Source organism: Flavobacterium sp. 22659, assembly GCF_052044235.1.
Lineage (GTDB): Bacteria > Bacteroidota > Bacteroidia > Flavobacteriales > Flavobacteriaceae > Flavobacterium > Flavobacterium johnsoniae.
In genome coordinates this window covers 13811-31779 of sequence record NZ_JBQEMU010000016.1, presented here as the reverse complement: position 1 = coordinate 31779, position 17969 = coordinate 13811, and the positions used below count along the sequence as shown (strand labels likewise).

Below are 17969 nucleotides of genomic sequence, written 5' to 3'. Positions count from 1 at the left end.
TCTGCAATATTTAGTAAGAATTACTATCTATGTATATCAAAACCAGCACAATGATTACAAAAAAAATCAGCCTTTTTCTAATTATTATCTTTACGACTTTTACTTCTTTTTCTCAGGATAAATTTACACTAAGCGGTACTATAAAGGATTCTAAAAACAACGAAACCTTAATTGGTGTCAATATTTATATTCCAGCTTTAAAAATAGGAACAACCACAAACGAATACGGTTTTTATTCTATAACAGTGCCGCGGGGTGAACATCAAATAGAAATTAGTTACATAGGTTATCAAACCATTCAGCAGACTATCAATTTAAATCAAAATACTAAGAATAATTTTTATATCAGCGAAAGCGGCGAAGAACTGCAAGAAGTTATTATAACCGATAATAAAGGCAAAATAAACATCAAATCGCCAGAAATGAGCGTGAATAAACTCTCTATTTCAACCATAAAAAAAATGCCGGTAGTTTTAGGAGAAGTCGATGTTTTAAAATCGATTTTATTACTTCCCGGTGTTACAAATGCCGGCGAAGGCGCATCAGGATTTAATGTTCGGGGCGGTGGTGCTGACCAAAATTTAATTTTATTGGATGAAGCTACAATTTTTAATTCATCACACGTTTTCGGGTTCTTCTCAGTCTTTAATCCAGATGCCATTAAAGATTTAAAATTATACAAAGGAGGTATTCCGGCACGTTTTGGAGGAAGAGCTTCATCTGTTCTGGAAATTTACCAGAAAGACGGAAGCAGTAAAGATTTTCATATAAACGGAGGAATTGGTTTAATATCCAGCCGTCTTCTTGTTGAAGGTCCAATTGTAAAAGACAAAGGTTCTTTTTTAATTGGAGGACGTGGTTCTTATGCCCATTTGTTTTTAAAACTTTCTGAAGACAACAAAGACAACTCCGCTTATTTTTACGATTTAAATGCAAAATTCAGCTACAAATTAAACGATAATAACAGCTTATATTTATCCGGATATTTTGGACGCGATGTTTTCAGTCTGAATAAAAGTTTTACCAATATTTATGGAAATTCAACTTTAAATCTTCGCTGGAATCATTTATACTCAAATAAATTATTTTCGAATTTATCTTTAATTTACAGTGACTATTATTATGGACTTGATCTGGATTTTGTAGGTTTTAAATGGGATTCAGGAATCAAAAACTACAATATCAAATACGATTTCAAACATTATATTTCAGATAAATTCAAATTGAATTATGGTTTAAATGGAATTTATTATGAATTTAATCCGGGAACAATTAAACCAAGCAGTACTGATTCAGGAATTAATCCGGATCAATTAGATAAAAAATACGCTTTTGAACCTTCGGTTTACTTAGATGCCGAAAATCAGCTTTCTAAAAAAATTACGGTTGCTTACGGTTTACGATACAGTTTATTTTATCGTCTGGGTTCGTCAACTGTTAATTATTACGACAATAACAGTCCTGTTGTTTTTAATTCTGATATGCAGATTTATGAAAAAGGAACTCCTGTTTCAACAAAATATTTTGGCAAAAACAAAGTAATTCAGCATTATAACAATCTAGAACCGCGACTTGCCATATCGTATCAATTAAATGAAGATCAGTCAATAAAAGCGAGTTATAATCGAATGGCGCAATATCTTCAGTTAATTTCAAACACCTCATCTCCTACTCCGCTTGATGTCTGGATGCCAAGTGATAATTACATCAAACCACAGATTGCAGATCAGGTGGCTTTAGGGTATTTCCGAAATATTAAAGGAGGAGATTATTCACTTGAAGTTGAAACTTTTTACAAAAAAATTCAAAACAGGCTGGATTATATAGACGGTGCCGATTTAATTGCAAATAATGCTATCGAGCAGGTAATTTTAAACGGAAGAATGCGTGCTTACGGTCTCGAAATTATGGTAAAGAAAAACACTGGAAAATTCAACGGCTGGATTTCTTATACTTTATCAAAATCTGAACAGCAGACACCAGGAAGAACTCCTGAAGAAATTGGAATTAATGATGGTCAATGGTACAGCTCTGCTTATGACAAAACGCATAATCTGGCTGTAACATCTGCTTATAATTTAAATGAAAAATGGTCATTTGGCGCTAACTTTGTTTTACAATCCGGACAGCCGGTTACGTATCCAAACGGGCAGTATGAATATTTAGGAATTACAGTTCCAAGTTACGGTTTACGAAATGAGAATCGTCTTCCTGCTTATCACCATTTAGATATTTCGGCAACTTTAACACCAAGAAAAAATAAAGACCGAAACTGGAAAGGCGAATGGGTTTTCAGTATTTATAATTTATATAACCGAAGCAACGCTGCTTCTATTAATTTCAGACAGAATTCTGATACAGGAATAAACGAAGCTGTACGATTTTCAATATTTGGTATAGTGCCTGCAGTCAGCTACAATTTTAAATTTTAAACACAATTTTTCACAAGTGAAAATTAATACAATATGAAAAAAGTAATTTTATTAATCGTCTTACTTTCCTCATCTTTCTTCATTAGTTGTGAAGATGTTGTCGATGTTGATCTCGACACTGCACCTCCAAAACTAGTGATCGAAGCAGCAATAAATTGGGAGAAAGGCACAACGGGAAAACAACAGGTTATAAAATTAACAACAACAACTGGTTATTTTGAAAATACAATTCCAACAGTTTCCGGAGCAGTAGTTTATATAAAAAACAGCAGCGGCAAGCAGTTTAATTTTATTGAAATTCAAAAAACCGGCCGTTATATATGCAATGATTTTATTCCAAAAATTAACGAAACATATACCTTAACAGTAACCAATGGCGGAAATACTTATACTGCAGCAGAAATATTAAAATCTGTAGCGCCAATTACCCGAATTGAACAAAATAATGAAGGAGGATTTACCGGAAAAGATATTGAAGTAAGAGCGTATTATAATGATCCGCCAGATGAGGACAATTTTTATTTGTATAAATATCTATATTCTAACAAAATAACTTCGAATTATTATGTAGATGAAGATAAGTTTTTTCAGGGAAATGAATTTTTCAGCGTTTCAGATGATGATGATCTAAAACCTGGCGATGAAATTGAAATTACTCACATTGGCATTTCAAAACAATACTACAATTACATGAGCATTTTAGTAAGCATTGCCGGGAGTAATACCGGTGGACCGTTTCAATCTCCTCCTGCAACTGTAAAAGGAAATATTATCAATACAACAGACAAAGCAAATTATCCGTTAGGGTATTTTTCATTAAGCGAAAAACAAACAAAAAAATTCACAATACAATAGAAATATGGAAGCTAGAATTGAGACTTTGAATGAAAAAAAACTCATCGGAAAACATATTGAAATGTCTTTTATAGAAAATAAAACATTTGAATTATGGAGCAGTTTTATGCCCAGCCGTAAGAAGATCAAAAATACTATTGACGATAATTTATATTCACTTGAGGTTTATACTTTAGATCATTTTGATAATTTTGATCCTTCTAAAACATTTCAAAAATGGGCCGCCGTTGAAGTCCAAGATTTAGATACTATTCCAGATAACCTGGAAACTTTAATTGTTCCGGATGGCTTATATGCCGTTTTTGTTCATTACGGACCAGCCTCAGAAGCACACAAAACCTATCATCCTATTTTTACAGAATGGCTTCCAAATTCAAAATATACTGTTGATAACAGACCGCATTTTGCCGTAATGGACCATAAATACAAAAAAGATGATCCAGACTCTGAAGAGGAAATATGGATCCCTATAAAAAACAGAGATTGATTTTCCGGCAGTGAATTATTCTTCTTAACTTTCAGCTAAAAAAACATGTTAATCGAAACACTAAAAATACTTTTTAATAGAGATTTAAATAAATTGAAATTCGAAATTGAATCGTATGAATACGAAAACCACATTTGGGACATTGAAAAAAACATTTCTAATTCTGGCGGTAATCTTTGCCTGCATTTAATTGGAAACATCAATACTTACATTGGAGCCGAAATTGGAAAAACAGGATACATTAGAAACCGTCCTTTAGAATTTTCTCTAAAAGATGTGCCGAGATCAGAATTAATCCAAAAAATTGAAGACACCATTTTAGTTGTAAACAATGCACTGGATTCTTTAACCGAAGATGATTTAACGGCAGTTTATCCGCAGATTGTTTTTGAAAAAGAAATGACAACCGGATTTTTCTTAGTTCATCTTGCTACACATTTAGGTTATCATTTAGGTCAGATTAATTATCACAGAAGACTGCTTGATTAATCGTGCAGACAAAAAAACGGCTAAAACAGCAAAACCTCAACATATGTAAATGTTTTAAAAATTAGAATTACGAAACCTTTGTATTCTTAATTTTAATTTTTAAAACATGAAACATTTAATTTCCCTTTTATTATGCATTTTCACATTCCAGACAAAAGCGCAAACTTTTAAAAATCCTGATTCTTTATTTAATCCCACTCCGTATGGTTTCAGTCATGCATCTTCTGTAAAAACACCTGGAGAGCTGGTTTATATTTCAGGTCAGAGCGGTGGTTTAGGCAAAGAACATATTTTAAGCCCCGACTTTAGAGAGCAAGTTCAAACGGCTTTAAAAAACCTGACAACGATTTTAAACAGTTACCAGCTAAAGCCAGAAAATGTGATGAAAATTACAGTTCTAATAGTCGATCATTCCTCAGAAAAACTAAAAATATGGGAAGAAGAAATTAGTAAAACCTGGAAAAACAAACCTTTTCCTGCCAGTACCTTAATTCCTGTTCCAAGATTAGCTCTCGACAATATGCAGATAGAAGTTGATGCAGTAGCTTTTAAAGCCAATTAAGTGAACTGATGCCCGTCAAAGCCCATAACTTTCGTACATTTGCAGCATATTTAAAATCAACTCTAAATGTCTTCACACCATATTGTACGCGACGATCAGGAACCTGCTTTAATAATTGCCAATGGAGCTGCCTGTAATCCCGAATTATTAGGCCAACTGCTAGAATGGTCTCCGCTCGTTATAGTGTTAGACTCTGCCATTGAAAGAGTAATTGAATTAGGAATTAAAGTCGATGTGCTTCTGGGAGATTTTGACCGCGGTTTCGATCCAGAAGTGTATAAAACTTCACAATATCCTATCGAAATTGTTCATACACCGGATCAGGACAAAACCGATTTAGAGAAAGCTTTTGATTATTTGGTTAAAAGAAAAATCCCTGCCGTAAATGTAGTCTGGGCAACAGGAAAACGTGCCGATCATACAATTACAAACCTTACGAATATTGTTCGTTACCGTGATTTAATAAAAATTGTAATTCTCGACGATCATTCTAAAATTTTCCTTCTTCCAACGAAATTCGAAAAATGGTATACAGCAAAAACACCTATTTCATTGATTCCAATTGGGGTTGTAAATGGTATTTATTCAACCAACTTAGAATATCCTCTGCAAAATGACACCTTAACAATGGGGTATAGAACCGGAAGCAGTAATTCTGTTGCAAAAGATGGTCTTGTTACTATTTCTCATTCAAATGGCGATTTGCTGCTAATGGAATGTTTTGATTAAAAGCCTTAAAAAATAAAAAGTCCTAACGGGACGAAATAATATCTTGCATTAATTAAAGCCCAGCGGGGTGATACACAATATATATGTCGCTCCGCTGGAGCTTTTATTTAACCCTAAATTAAATACCTATAAATATTACGCTCCTTCGGAGCTTTCTTGAAAAAAGGAATATCTATCTTTGCACCGAAATAAATCTAAATGAAAGCAGAAAACAATTCACAAAAAGACAATTTACATCCTAGAAATCTTCATCGTTCCCGATATGATTTTGAACTTCTTATTTCTAATTGTCCCGAATTAAAGGCTTTTATTTCAATAAACAAATACGGAATCGAAACCGTTGATTTCAGTAATCCGCTTGCTGTAAAAACTTTAAATAAAGCTTTACTGCAAACTTATTACGATATTCAAAACTGGGATATTCCTAAAAATTACCTCTGCCCGCCCATTCCGGGACGCGCTGATTATATTCACTATCTAGCAGATTTATTAGCAGAAACAAATAATGATAAAATTCCAGAAGGCAATTCTGTTATGGGACTTGATATAGGAACAGGTGCCAATTTAATCTATCCGATATTAGGAAATTCTATTTATAATTGGAGTTTTGTTGCAACAGACATTTACAAAACCTCGATTGAAAATGCCAGCAAAATTATCGAAGCAAACCCAAGATTAATTGATGCTATAAGTTTACAACAGCAGACAGAACCTCGGTTTATTTTCAAAAACATTATAATTCCCGAAGATCGTTTTACATTCACTATGTGTAATCCGCCTTTTCATGCATCGGCAGAAGAAGCAAACAAAAGCACTTCCAGAAAAGTTTCGAATTTAAATCCAAAAGAAAAGAAAAACACAAATCCTGTTCTAAACTTTGGAGGTCAAAATGCAGAATTGTGGTGCAATGGAGGTGAAATTGGCTTCATTACACAAATGATTTATGAAAGTGTCAAATATGCTTCGCAAGTTTTGTGGTTTACAACATTGGTTTCTAAAAAAGAAAATCTTTCCTCTATCTATAAAACTTTAAAAAAGGTAAACGCCGTTTCAGTTAAAACAATTGAAATGTCACAAGGACAGAAAAACAGCCGCATTGTGGCATGGAGCTTTTTAAACAATACGGAACAAAAGTCTTGGAAATTTTAAGAATTTCAAAACGCTTATATTAGGTTTTGTTTTGTAACTTCGATGAAATTATTCAATTATGAACACTCTTGAGCTTAAAAATATTCTAATTTCTGAAATTGAAAAGATTGATGATGATACTTTTTTATCAGCATTAAAAACAATTTTGGACAGTCGTAAAACTTCTTCTCCTAAAATTTATTCAGAACAGTATAATGAAGATTTAAAAGTTGCCGAAGAAGACATTCAAAGTGGTAACTATTATTCCCATAATGAAGTTAAGAGTAAAATTGAGCAATGGAAAAAGAAATAATTTGGTCAAAAACTGCTCAAAATCAACTTGAAAAAATTTACTTCTATTTATTTAAAGAAACTAAAAGCAGAAATATTCCGAACAAAGTAATCGATACCATTTACAATTCTGTAACTATTTTAAGTACCAGCTGGGAAATTTATGAACTGGACGAAATGAAAACTTCTAATGATGGAACTTATCGTGCTTATGAAGTTTATAGTTATAGAATAACTTATAAAATTACACCTAAAGAGATTCACATATTAAGAATTCGACATACGAGTCGAAATCCTAAAAAAGTATAATTATATTTTATACACCCCTAAACCCAAACACTTGATTTTCAATACAAAATATTGATTTTATAATTTGGTTTTGCTACATTTAGTATTAACTATTTAAAATCAAGATTATGGCAGAATATATAGGTTATCTCGCATCTGTTTTTATTGTAGGTGGTTTTATGCTGAAAAACCTCAGAACCATTCGATTCATTAATATGTTTGGGTGTATTTGTTTTGTTATCTATGGTATTTTTTTAAATGATTATAGAGATATGAGACAATGGCTTTTACCTGTAATTATTCCAAATGCTATTTTAGCTTTGGTGCAAGTGTATTATTTGACATCAAAAAGAGAACAATCTTAAAATTATGATACTTTAAAATAAAATTCTGATACATTATTCGTTTACGATAATCGTAACTTTAAGGTTAAAACTAGAATTTTATCACCATGCTAAAACTATATTCCCGCCTATTTATTGTATTATTTTTAGTGACAAGCTGCGCTTCCAAAAAAGCAAAATTTGAAGATTATGTTTTTAAAACTAAAAACGAAGAACAAAAATACCAAACCGCTTACAACAAGTCCTTAAAACTTTGGGAAATTCCATATACTGAAGAAGATGTCAAAACCAGTTTTGGAACAGCTCATGTAATCATTGCAGGTCCAAAAAACGGAAAAGATTTAGTATTACTTCACGGAATGGATGCCAGCTCTACAATGTGGTATCCAAACATTAAGGTTTTAGCCAAAAATCATCGCATATATGCCATCGATTTTATAATGGAACCCAATAAATCACACTTAACGGCAAAACCACTTTCGTCAGAAGATATTCTGGTTTATTACAACGAAATTTTCAGCTATTACAAACTCAAGAAATTTGACATTATAGGCGCATCAAGAGGCGGCTGGATCGCAACCTTATTAGCCACTCAAAAACCAAATTCAATTGATAAAATTGTTCTATTGAGTCCGGCGCAGACATTCAAATTTATTGATAAAGTCGGCAAAACAACTTCTGCTTTAATGCTGAAACTTTTTCCGAGTGAGAAAAAATTCGGAAAAACACTTTCTACATTTTCAACTCATCCCGAAAAAATAAGTCCAGTTTATAAAAGACAATTTTATCTGGCCAATAAATATGCAAAATCAAACTCTAGTATGCTTAAAATGCATCCTTTTTCAGATAAAGAACTTTTATTAATACAAAATCCGGTTTTGGTTATAATTGGCGATAAAGACGTTATTAATTCAGAAGAAAGTTTAGAACGTGCACAAAAATATTTAGCAAACAGCAAGACAAAAATCATAAAAGATGCAGGACATTTTTTAACAATCGATCAGCCTAAAATTACAAATGATGCTGTCATTAATTTTTTAGAATAGCATTCAAACTTTGTATCTTTACAAAACTAATTTTTCATCAGTAACAAATGAGTTTCCAAGTAACTTCAGATTATAGTCCAAAAGGAGATCAGCCTCAAGCCATACAAAAACTGGCGCAGGGTGTAGTCGACGGAGAAAAATATCAAACTTTATTAGGAGTTACAGGATCTGGTAAAACTTTTACTGTAGCAAATGTTATTCAGGAAGTACAGCGCCCTACACTGGTTTTGGCACACAACAAAACTTTGGCGGCGCAGCTGTATTCAGAATTCAAACAGTTTTTTCCAAATAATGCCGTTGAATACTTCGTTTCTTACTACGACTATTATCAGCCAGAAGCTTTTATGCCCGTAACGGGAGTTTTTATTGAAAAAGATTTATCTATCAATGAAGAGCTCGAAAAGATGCGTTTAAGCACTACTTCTTCCCTTCTTTCAGGACGTCGTGATGTTTTGGTTGTTGCATCGGTTTCTTGTTTATACGGTATTGGAAACCCTGTCGAATTTAAAAAGAATGTAATCGAAATTACCCGAGATCAGGTTATTTCAAGAACCAAATTACTTCACAGTCTGGTGCAGAGTTTATATGCCAGAACTGAAGCTGATTTTAATCCGGGAACTTTTAGAATTAAAGGTGATACAGTTGAAATCTATCCAAGTTATGCAGATGATGCTTACAGAGTTCACTTTTTTGGTGATGAAATCGAAGAAATAGAATCTTTTGACGCCAAGACTTCGCAGGTTATTGAAAAATTTAAAAGGCTGACTATTTACCCCGCCAATATGTTTGTGACTTCTCCAGAAGTTTTACAAGGTGCAATCTGGGAAATTCAGCAGGATTTAGTAAAACAAGTAGATTATTTTAAAGAAATAGGCAAACATTTAGAAGCCAAACGTCTGGAAGAAAGAACCAATTTCGATTTAGAAATGATTCGCGAATTAGGATATTGTTCCGGAATTGAAAATTACTCACGCTATCTTGACGGAAGACAAGCCGGAACCAGACCTTTCTGTCTTCTGGATTATTTTCCAAGTGATTATTTAATGGTTGTTGATGAAAGCCACGTAACCGTTTCCCAAGTTCATGCCATGTATGGAGGCGATCGCAGCCGTAAAGAAAATCTTGTTGAATATGGTTTTAGATTACCAGCTGCAATGGACAACCGACCTTTGAAATTTGAAGAGTTTGAAGCATTGCAAAATCAGGTAATTTACGTTTCTGCAACTCCTGCCGATTATGAACTACAAAAATCGGATGGTATTTATGTCGAACAGATTATTCGACCAACCGGACTGTTAGATCCAGTTATCGAAGTTCGTCCGAGTTTAAATCAAATTGATGATTTAATTGAGGAAATTCAGGTTCGATGCGAATTAGACGAAAGAGTTTTAGTAACTACTTTAACCAAAAGAATGGCCGAAGAATTAGCTAAATATCTAACAAAAGTCAGCATTCGCTGTCGTTACATCCATTCTGAAGTAGATACTTTAGAACGTATCGAAATCATGCAGGATTTACGAAAAGGTATTTTTGATGTTTTAATTGGTGTTAACTTACTTCGTGAAGGTTTAGATTTGCCGGAGGTTTCTCTTGTTGCTATTTTAGACGCTGATAAAGAAGGTTTCTTAAGAAATCATCGTTCTTTAACCCAAACTATTGGCCGTGCTGCACGTAACTTAAATGGTAAAGCAATTATGTATGCTGATAAAATTACAGCCAGTATGCAGAGAACAATTGACGAAACCAATTATCGCAGAACAAAACAAATTAATTTTAACGTTGAAAATAATATAACGCCTCAGGCTTTAAATAAAAAAATCGACAGCGCATTTACCAAAAATCCTTTGGTAGAATACGAATTAGGTCACACACTACCTGCTGCAGCCGAACCGGAAACAGCTTATTTATCAAAAGCTGATCTGGAAAAACTAATTCGCGAGAAACGAAAATCTATGGAAAAAGCAGCAAAAGAATTAGACTTTATGCAGGCTGCCAAGCTTCGTGACGACATTAAAAAACTACAGGAACAATTACCTTAAAAAGCTTATTTTAAAAAAGTTAAAAACATTTCATTTTTTAAAAATTAACCAATCTAATCTTTTTAAAATTTATTAGATTTATCAAAATTTTTAAAATCTGAAATGAAATATCATTTACTCTTTTTTCTCTTTTTACTTGTCAATTGTTTTTCTGCAGCACAATCAAACAAAGCTGATTTTTGGAATGAAGAATTGGAAAATTCATCTGATATCATAAAACCCAATACACTTTCAACACATCCTTTTGGAATTTACATTTCGAGATTAAATCATAATTTCAATGTTCGGAATACTGAAAAGTATTCCTTTTCATTTGAAGTTTCGAGTGGAAATGTCGTATTGCCTTATGTAAAATCATACGAATTAACAGATCCTGTTGATCGTGAAAACTCCAAAAATCTTCCATGGCACGTTCGTGAATTTGCTTTTGACTTAAATAAATCTCCTTCTAAAATCAAAGAGTTTGAGGCCGATGGTGTTATTCGATCCTACCGATTCAATTTTACATTACCGCTTACTATTAATCATGAACTTAATTTCAGTCTTCGTGCCAACTCACTGGATCGAGGTAAATATCCTTTTTCGGTTTTTACTTCTGATGAATCGATTGAGTGGTTTCATCGCAATATTGCCGGCGGAAAAGACCCGTTTTCAAGATATCATTATGGCATAAATAAAGCCGGAATAGTATATAAAGATGAAAACGGAAAGGTTCTAAAAATGGATAACAATAATTTCACTATTCCGGGAGTTGATATTAATTATACTTATTATCCCAAACTGGAAATGAATGAGAAACATCATATTTATCTAAATTTTGGAGCGCAGTTAGGCATTAATACTTCGAGATACAATCCTGCTGCCGATTTTGGAATTTCATCTTCTATTATAAAAAAAATGATTATTAAAGATAAAAATATTCTAAGTTTTGGTTTAAGTGCCGGAGTTTTACGCCAGCATATTTTTGAATACGGAAATGGCGTAAATCTCAGCAATCAGGATTTTTTATGCAGTTTTGAAGGTTTGATTAATTACAAAGTAAAACTTAGGAACAGCAATCACATTTCTTATGGAATCAATTACAATTTTCAAAATTCTTATAATAAGAAAAGCGACATAGATTATATTGTTTTAACCGGAGAAAGGATAAATACGCATTGGCAGAAAACAATTTCCCATTTATATGAAGACTTAGAAGGATGGAGCGCAATTTGTACTTATTCTACGAAGCGATTTTCTTATTTTGTGTATCTTCGGGAAGATTTAAATTTAGATAATGCACCAGATTTACAAACAGGCATTGGCGTAAAAATGTCTATCAAAAAGAGTTAGAATTCTATTTTTCAAAAAAATAAAAAACAAGCATTAAACCATGAAACTTATTTTAAGAGAATACAATCTCAAACTAAAACATACTTTTACTATTTCAAGAGAATCAATTGATTTTCAGCCTTCACTGATTGTTGAACTTCAAAGTGAAGGATTTTCGGGTTTTGGAGAAGCCACATCAAACCCGTATTACAACATCACAGTTCCGATGATGATGCAGGATTTAGAAAAAATAAGAAGCATTATTGAAAATACTGAGAATGATACACCCGATGTATTTTGGGCTAAAATTCATCCATATCTAAAAAATGATATGTTTGCTTTGTGTGCATTAGACCTTGCTTACAATGATTTGTATGCCCGCAAAAAGGGTAAAAAACTTTACGAATTATGGAACTATACAACCGAAAGAAATCCAATGACAGATTACACCATCGGAATTGCTTCTATCGATAAAATGGTTTCTAAAATGCAGGAACTTCCCTGGCCGATATATAAAATCAAACTGGGAACTAAAGAAGATATAGAAATTGTAAAAGAGCTTCGAAAACACACCAATGCCGTTTTTAGAATCGATGCCAACTGCGGCTGGGGAGTTGAAGAAACAATCAATAATTCGGTTGAACTAAAAAAACTAGGTGTTGAATTTCTAGAACAGCCTATGAAAGCCGACAATTGGGAAGATCATAAAGAAGTTTTTAAACATTCTGTTCTTCCTGTAATTGCAGACGAAAGCTGTATTATTGAAGAAGATGTGGCAAAATGTTTCAATCATTTTCATGGTGTGAATGTAAAACTCGTAAAATGCGGCGGTTTAACACCTGGAAAACGTATGATTGAAGAAGCAAAAAAACTAGGATTAAGAACAATGGTGGGCTGTATGACCGAATCTACTGTCGGGATTTCTGCCATTGCTCACTTACTGCCTCAATTGGATTATGTAGATATGGACGGCGCACTTCTTTTGGCAGAAGATATTGCAACGGGCGTAACCATAAAAGACGGTGTTGTAAGTTATTCTAATTTAAACGGAACGGGAGTTACACTGCTATAAAATGAAAGTCGAAAAATTTCCTGATCGAGTTATTGAAATTGACCAAGAACAGTATTTGTATTTTGGCGGAACTGCTTATTTGGGACTTCCAACAAACACAGCATTTCAGGATTTGGTTATTCAGAATATCTTAAAATGGGGGACAACTTACGGAAGCTCCAGAACCGCAAATATTCAATTAACAGCTTATGATGCAGGCGAAACGTTTTTAGCTTCTCACATAGGCTCAGAAAGCACCGTTACCGTTTCTTCAGGAATGCTGGCCGGAAAATTGGTTTTAGAAAAATTAAAAAAGGAAACAACTGTTTTTTATCATTTAAATGAAATTCATTCCGCTATTCAAATTGAAAATAGTGAGGCTGTTTTTATAAATAAAAAACTGAATGACCGTTTATTAGATTCAAAATCTGAGAACATAACGATTCTAACTGATGGCGTTCCTTCTTTTGAAACAAAACCAATCGATCTAACTTTTATAAAAGAAATTTCAAAGGAAAAGGAAATTACATTAGTTATTGATGAATCACATTCATTAGGAATTGTGGGAGAAAATGGTTCTGGAATTTATTCCTCAATTGATTTTCCCATTAAAAGAAAAATCTTGGTTTCGTCTCTCGGAAAAGCTTTTGGATTAACAGGCGGTGTTATTGCTTCAGATTCTGAATTCATTCAACAAATAAAAGAAATTGAAACTTTTACAGGTGCGGCGGGAATGAATCCTGCTTTTGTACAAACGCTTTCAGATGCTTCTGAAATTTATAAAATACAGCATCAAAAACTGTTAGATAATTTAAGTTATATTGATTCGATTTTAATTAAAAACAGCAGCATCAAATTTGATAAAAACTACCCTTTAATTTATCTTTTATCAAATGAATTGGTAGAAAAACTAAAGCAGGAAAAAATCATTATCGCCAGTTTCAGATACACCAAAGAAGCAGAACCATTAAATAGAATTGTCATTACAGCTAATCATCTTAAAGAAGATTTAGATAAATTGGTTACAACTTTAAATGATTTCAATTCTAGATTTTAATCATTTTAAAAACTACCTTTGTAAAAATAAATGAGGAGTTGTAGTTTCAGATTGGAAAACTTGAAACTTGAAACAGAAAAAACCTGAAACAAAAATTATGACGAATAACGATATACTTAAAAAACTTCGCGTGGCTTTGATGCTCCGTGATGACCAGATAGTTGAAATTTTAGAATTAGTAGATTTTAGAATTTCAAAATCAGAATTAGGTGCTTTTTTTAGAGCCGAAGATCATCCAAACTACATGGAATGCGGTGATCAGGTTTTGCGTAATTTCTTAAACGGATTAGTAATTCATTTAAGAGGAACTAAAGAAAATCCTAAAAACCCTAACGATGTTTTAGCTAAGCATAAATCAGAAATTCCGAAGAAAGAAACTTCTAAAGAAAGACCAGAATTTAAAGCTGCTCCAAAAGATTCAGAAAAATATAGAGGTGACCAAAGTTCTTCAAAATCAGGTTCATCAGCCGGAAAACCAAAAAAGAAAGCATTCCCAAAAGGAAATGGAAAACCAGCTGTTGTAGAAAAAGTGGTTTTTAAAAACGGTAAGAATAAGAAATAACTTAACCGCAAAGGGTACTGAGTTTTTTTTATTAGCTGTACACTCAAAAACACAAAGTTCGCAAAGCTTTATCTATCTGGCTTTGCGAACTTTGCGTTTATCATTACAAAGAAAAGTAAATATCTTAGCGTGCTTTGCGGTTAACTTTAAATCTTATTCTCCTCGATTTTATCAAAAAATGCTTCTTTATAAGCAGCTCCAATTGGAAGTTCTTTTCCGTTAATGTAAACCGAATAATTGTCTGTTGATTCTAAATGCTTTAAAGAAACAACATAGGATTTTTGTATTTGAATAAAATTGTTTTCAGGCAAAGATTCGATTACATTTTTCAATGATGAATGCGTAATAATCTGCTGTTTAGAAGTATGAATACAAACATAATTCTGAAGACTTTCTACATACAAAATATCATTTAAAAAAACCTTCTGGAATTTATTCTTTCCATCTGTTTTAATAAATAAAAAATCAGGCAGATTATTTTGATTTGAAACAACTGTTTTTGACTGAGTATTCAGCTTAGAAACAGCTTGATAAAACCGTTCAAAAGATATAGGCTTTAATAAATAATCAACAGCGTTTAATTCAAAACCTTCTAATGCAAAATCAGGATATGCAGTTGTAAAAATAACTTTTATATCTTTTGAAATAATTCTGGAAATCTGTAATCCTGTTAATTGAGGCATTTGGATATCCAGGAAAATCACATCAACAGATTGTGTATTTAAAAACTCTAACGCTTTTAATGAATCGTTAAAAACTTCGGTTTTTTCTAAAAAGCTTACTTTTCCAATATAATTTTCGAGTATCCGTGTTGCAGGCGGTTCATCATCAAGAATAATACATTTAAAAGCCATAAATTATTTTTTTAGCGGTATTTTTAAGTATGTCTTAAAGGTATTATTTTCTTCGCTTTTTTCAAGTACAAATTGGTTTTTATAAGCATATTCCAACCTTTTTATTAAGTTCGTAAAACCAATTCCGGTCGAGGAATAATTTTCACCATCGGCATTATAATTAAAAGTTGAGATTTCCAGAAACTCATCTTTTATTTTAATGGAAATAACTGCGGTTTCTTTTTCTTTATTAAATTTTCCGTGTTTAAAAACATTTTCAACAAAATGAATTAATGCCGATGACAATATTCTCTCATTAGAATAATCTCCTTCAACAGAAAAATCCAAATACAATTGATCTTCAAATCGTTTTCTCTGTAAATGAATATAGTTTTTTATAAACTGAATTTCCCTTGATAGTATTGCCTCATCTTTGTCTGTTTCTGTAATTACATACCGAAGCAGATCTGAAAGAACCAAAACATCTGAAGCCATTTTATCATCTTTTAAAATTAACTGACTGTAAAATGAATTCAAAGTATTAAATAAAAAATGCGGACTCACTTGTGCTTTCAGCATTTGAAATTCGGCTTTTTTATTCTCCAGCATTAATTCCTGATTTTGTTTCTGTGTATTTTGAAATTCCCAGAATAAATAACTGAAAGCACTTAAAATTACAGCAGGAAGTCCGTATAAAAAATTGTCTTTTATGTAGAACGTTATTTCTCTGCTTTCTTCAAAATAATTATGCATTCCTGTAAAATGAAACATAATTATTTCCTGAAAAAAATACCTTATACCTGCAAAAATGACTAAAGAAACCGGAATACTTAAAAAGTAAAAAAGAATTTTCTTTTTGTTTAAAAACCAGCTGCAAAAAGTATAAAAATTGAGAAGGTAAGACGCAAAAACCGAAAGCATAAAAGTCGATGTAAGCCAGAAATAAATTTTGGTTTGCTGTACCATCTCTAGTCGGTTATTTATTCCATAATCCCAAAGACAAAAGGTTAAAAACAACCCGGCAAAAAGAATAATATGGTAGTAAAAAGGTATTTTAAGTTTCATAGAAAGCAGTTATGAAACCAAAAATACAATTATGCACTGAAACGAAAGTGTTGTTTATACAAAACCAGTTTTTCTTAGTGACATAACATCAAAAATCATATACCAACTTTTTGAAAGTAAAATTTGAGCTCTTGATCAAATAAAATCTGTAATTCATCAAAAAGGAAGAAAACGCTTCTAACACACTTATACATTTGTTGTGAATCTAAATCAAAACAATCATGCAGAAAATCATTTTATTACTAGCACTTCTTACATTTAATCTTTCATCATCGCAAATAAAAAAGAAACAGATTTTATTAATTGGAACTTTTCATTATGCAAATCCAGGTCTTGATGTTGCCCAGCTAAATAGTTTCAGCATTATGTCTGAAAAGAGCCAAAAGGAACTCGAAATTATGAGTGACAAAATCAAAAAGTTTGGACCTGATAAAATATTTGTAGAATGGGAATTTAGCAAACAAACTGACTTGGATAAATTTTATAATAAAAATACTGACAGTCTTTTTAAAAACAACAAAAGTGAAATAACACAATTGGCACTTCGTACAGCTAAAAAACTGAATCATAAAAAATTATACGGAATGAATCTTTACACTTCTTTTCGATATGACAGTTTAATGATGGCAATGGAAAAAGCAAACCAAAAGGATTTAATACAAAGAAATAAAGTGGTGACGGAAAATTTCGAAAAGCAGCATAACGAAAAAATTAGAAAAAGCTCTTTACAAGAAATGATGCTGTATTACAATACAAAACAATCCGAAAATGAAAATATTCAATGGTATTTGGAAGTAGCAAATAGAGGCGGAAATCCAGATGATTTTACTGGAGCATCTTTAGTTGCAAATTGGTACAAAAGAAATTTATATATGTATTCTTTAATTCAAAAATTGACTGAAAGTACAGATAATAAAATAATGATTTTAGTCGGCGCTGGTCATGCTGCATTGATTAGAGAATTTATATCTCATGATCCTACATTTGAACTTGTAGATTTGGCGACGGTATTGAAATAATAAATTTTAACCGCAAAGAGCGCAATCCCAATAGCTATCGGGAACGCAAAGTTCGCAAAGTTTTTTTTAGCCACAGATTGTTATAATTAGAAAGATTTAAAAAAATCTGTGTTAATCTGTATAATCTGTGGCTAAAATTTTAAACATATAGCTTTGCGAATTTTTTGTTACCAATAGATTTTAATAAAGTTCCTAATTTTACAACATAGCCCGTGGTTTCAACCACGGGGACACAATGCATATCACAATTTGTTTATCAAATCTGTATGTCACGGAGCGTCCCCGTGGTTGAAACCACGGGCTATGTTGAAATAAAATCTACAAAATTTTATCGATTTGGTTTTGCGAACTTTGCGTTTGTATTCATAATCCTTGACAAAA

General features: G+C 32.3%; 19 protein-coding genes. 17 read left to right on the top strand and 2 right to left on the bottom strand.

Translation table 11 applies throughout. The features are described 5' to 3' along the window. The first annotated feature begins 50 nt into the window (after window positions 1–50). The 16 genes from ACTJIW_RS15810 (at window position 51) to ACTJIW_RS15735 (ending at window position 14671) form a co-directional block, all read left to right on the top strand. Window positions 51–2432 carry a TonB-dependent receptor gene (locus ACTJIW_RS15810; RefSeq protein WP_440714841.1) on the top strand — a complete coding sequence of 794 codons (2382 nt, stop codon included), beginning with the start codon at window positions 51–53 and terminating at the stop codon, window positions 2430–2432. A gap of 33 nt (window positions 2433–2465) precedes the next feature. Next, window positions 2466–3287: a DUF4249 domain-containing protein gene (locus tag ACTJIW_RS15805; RefSeq protein WP_440714840.1), complete on the top strand. Its 822-nt coding sequence runs from the start codon at window positions 2466–2468 to the stop codon at window positions 3285–3287. 4 nt (window positions 3288–3291) lie between these two features. Further along, window positions 3292–3774: a GyrI-like domain-containing protein gene (locus tag ACTJIW_RS15800; protein WP_440714839.1), complete on the top strand. Its 483-nt coding sequence runs from the start codon at window positions 3292–3294 to the stop codon at window positions 3772–3774. A gap of 45 nt (window positions 3775–3819) precedes the next feature. Continuing rightward, complete coding sequence (locus tag ACTJIW_RS15795; RefSeq protein ID WP_433815991.1) at window positions 3820–4263, top strand: DinB family protein; 444 nt, start codon at window positions 3820–3822, stop codon at window positions 4261–4263. Window positions 4264–4369: 106 nt separating this feature from the next. Continuing rightward, window positions 4370–4825: a RidA family protein gene (locus ACTJIW_RS15790; RefSeq protein ID WP_440714838.1), complete on the top strand. Its 456-nt coding sequence runs from the start codon at window positions 4370–4372 to the stop codon at window positions 4823–4825. Between the two features lie 66 nt (window positions 4826–4891). Then, window positions 4892–5554, top strand: coding sequence for a thiamine diphosphokinase (locus ACTJIW_RS15785; RefSeq protein ID WP_149208154.1), 663 nt, complete (start codon window positions 4892–4894; stop codon window positions 5552–5554). Window positions 5555–5752: 198 nt separating this feature from the next. Further along, window positions 5753–6703: a 23S rRNA (adenine(1618)-N(6))-methyltransferase RlmF gene (gene rlmF / locus ACTJIW_RS15780; protein WP_440714837.1), complete on the top strand. Its 951-nt coding sequence runs from the start codon at window positions 5753–5755 to the stop codon at window positions 6701–6703. Window positions 6704–6761: 58 nt separating this feature from the next. Continuing rightward, complete coding sequence (locus ACTJIW_RS15775; protein ID WP_044047681.1) at window positions 6762–6995, top strand: hypothetical protein; 234 nt, start codon at window positions 6762–6764, stop codon at window positions 6993–6995. Beyond that, on the top strand, window positions 6980–7282 hold the full coding sequence (locus tag ACTJIW_RS15770; protein ID WP_012024240.1) for a type II toxin-antitoxin system RelE/ParE family toxin: 303 nt from the start codon (window positions 6980–6982) through the stop codon (window positions 7280–7282). The genes ACTJIW_RS15775 and ACTJIW_RS15770 overlap by 16 nt, the downstream gene beginning before the upstream one ends. 107 nt (window positions 7283–7389) lie before the next feature. Beyond that, a complete protein-coding gene (locus ACTJIW_RS15765; RefSeq protein WP_274252729.1) occupies window positions 7390–7626 on the top strand; it encodes a uroporphyrinogen decarboxylase in 237 nt (78 codons plus the stop codon). Window positions 7627–7712: 86 nt separating this feature from the next. Beyond that, window positions 7713–8651, top strand: a complete 939-nt coding sequence (locus ACTJIW_RS15760) for an alpha/beta fold hydrolase (RefSeq protein WP_440714836.1) — start codon at window positions 7713–7715, stop codon at window positions 8649–8651. Window positions 8652–8698: 47 nt separating this feature from the next. Then, window positions 8699–10690 (top strand): excinuclease ABC subunit UvrB, encoded by a 1992-nt coding sequence (uvrB, locus tag ACTJIW_RS15755; protein ID WP_012024237.1) that lies wholly within the window; start codon window positions 8699–8701, stop codon window positions 10688–10690. 102 nt (window positions 10691–10792) lie between these two features. Then, complete coding sequence (locus ACTJIW_RS15750; RefSeq protein WP_149208158.1) at window positions 10793–12022, top strand: hypothetical protein; 1230 nt, start codon at window positions 10793–10795, stop codon at window positions 12020–12022. A 40-nt stretch (window positions 12023–12062) separates the two neighbouring features. Continuing rightward, window positions 12063–13073, top strand: coding sequence for a dipeptide epimerase (locus ACTJIW_RS15745; RefSeq protein WP_440714835.1), 1011 nt, complete (start codon window positions 12063–12065; stop codon window positions 13071–13073). Window position 13074: 1 nt separating this feature from the next. Then, entirely contained in the window at window positions 13075–14109 is a 1035-nt protein-coding gene (locus ACTJIW_RS15740; RefSeq protein ID WP_440714834.1) for an aminotransferase class I/II-fold pyridoxal phosphate-dependent enzyme, read from the top strand. A gap of 97 nt (window positions 14110–14206) precedes the next feature. Continuing rightward, on the top strand, window positions 14207–14671 hold the full coding sequence (locus ACTJIW_RS15735) for a DUF1456 family protein (RefSeq protein WP_012024233.1): 465 nt from the start codon (window positions 14207–14209) through the stop codon (window positions 14669–14671). Between the two features lie 146 nt (window positions 14672–14817). Here the strand turns inward: ACTJIW_RS15735 and ACTJIW_RS15730 are convergent, their stop codons facing one another. Together ACTJIW_RS15730 and ACTJIW_RS15725 are read right to left on the bottom strand one after the other, a co-directional pair. After that, entirely contained in the window at window positions 14818–15525 is a 708-nt protein-coding gene (locus ACTJIW_RS15730) for a LytR/AlgR family response regulator transcription factor (protein WP_440714833.1), read from the bottom strand. A 3-nt stretch (window positions 15526–15528) separates the two neighbouring features. After that, entirely contained in the window at window positions 15529–16569 is a 1041-nt protein-coding gene (locus ACTJIW_RS15725; protein ID WP_012024231.1) for a sensor histidine kinase, read from the bottom strand. Window positions 16570–16790: 221 nt separating this feature from the next. Between ACTJIW_RS15725 and ACTJIW_RS15720 the strand changes: the two genes are divergently transcribed. Beyond that, window positions 16791–17588 (top strand): DUF5694 domain-containing protein, encoded by a 798-nt coding sequence (locus tag ACTJIW_RS15720; RefSeq protein ID WP_433815964.1) that lies wholly within the window; start codon window positions 16791–16793, stop codon window positions 17586–17588. Window positions 17589–17969: the final 381 nt, after the last annotated feature.

Excerpts from the sequence above, each read along its gene's own strand:
- ACTJIW_RS15810 (WP_440714841.1), top strand. The coding sequence starts at position 51 with ATGATTACAAAAAAAATCAGCCTTTTTCTAATTATTATCTTTACGACT.
- ACTJIW_RS15805 (WP_440714840.1), top strand. The coding sequence starts at position 2,466 with ATGAAAAAAGTAATTTTATTAATCGTCTTACTTTCCTCATCTTTCTTC.
- ACTJIW_RS15800 (WP_440714839.1), top strand. The coding sequence starts at position 3,292 with ATGGAAGCTAGAATTGAGACTTTGAATGAAAAAAAACTCATCGGAAAA.
- ACTJIW_RS15795 (WP_433815991.1), top strand. The coding sequence starts at position 3,820 with ATGTTAATCGAAACACTAAAAATACTTTTTAATAGAGATTTAAATAAA.
- ACTJIW_RS15790 (WP_440714838.1), top strand. The coding sequence starts at position 4,370 with ATGAAACATTTAATTTCCCTTTTATTATGCATTTTCACATTCCAGACA.
- ACTJIW_RS15785 (WP_149208154.1), top strand. The coding sequence starts at position 4,892 with ATGTCTTCACACCATATTGTACGCGACGATCAGGAACCTGCTTTAATA.
- rlmF (WP_440714837.1), top strand. The coding sequence starts at position 5,753 with ATGAAAGCAGAAAACAATTCACAAAAAGACAATTTACATCCTAGAAAT.
- ACTJIW_RS15775 (WP_044047681.1), top strand. The coding sequence starts at position 6,762 with ATGAACACTCTTGAGCTTAAAAATATTCTAATTTCTGAAATTGAAAAG.
- ACTJIW_RS15770 (WP_012024240.1), top strand. The coding sequence starts at position 6,980 with ATGGAAAAAGAAATAATTTGGTCAAAAACTGCTCAAAATCAACTTGAA.
- ACTJIW_RS15765 (WP_274252729.1), top strand. The coding sequence starts at position 7,390 with ATGGCAGAATATATAGGTTATCTCGCATCTGTTTTTATTGTAGGTGGT.
- ACTJIW_RS15760 (WP_440714836.1), top strand. The coding sequence starts at position 7,713 with ATGCTAAAACTATATTCCCGCCTATTTATTGTATTATTTTTAGTGACA.
- uvrB (WP_012024237.1), top strand. The coding sequence starts at position 8,699 with ATGAGTTTCCAAGTAACTTCAGATTATAGTCCAAAAGGAGATCAGCCT.
- ACTJIW_RS15750 (WP_149208158.1), top strand. The coding sequence starts at position 10,793 with ATGAAATATCATTTACTCTTTTTTCTCTTTTTACTTGTCAATTGTTTT.
- ACTJIW_RS15745 (WP_440714835.1), top strand. The coding sequence starts at position 12,063 with ATGAAACTTATTTTAAGAGAATACAATCTCAAACTAAAACATACTTTT.
- ACTJIW_RS15740 (WP_440714834.1), top strand. The coding sequence starts at position 13,075 with ATGAAAGTCGAAAAATTTCCTGATCGAGTTATTGAAATTGACCAAGAA.
- ACTJIW_RS15735 (WP_012024233.1), top strand. The coding sequence starts at position 14,207 with ATGACGAATAACGATATACTTAAAAAACTTCGCGTGGCTTTGATGCTC.
- ACTJIW_RS15730 (WP_440714833.1), bottom strand. The coding sequence starts at position 15,525 with ATGGCTTTTAAATGTATTATTCTTGATGATGAACCGCCTGCAACACGG.
- ACTJIW_RS15725 (WP_012024231.1), bottom strand. The coding sequence starts at position 16,569 with ATGAAACTTAAAATACCTTTTTACTACCATATTATTCTTTTTGCCGGG.
- ACTJIW_RS15720 (WP_433815964.1), top strand. The coding sequence starts at position 16,791 with ATGCAGAAAATCATTTTATTACTAGCACTTCTTACATTTAATCTTTCA.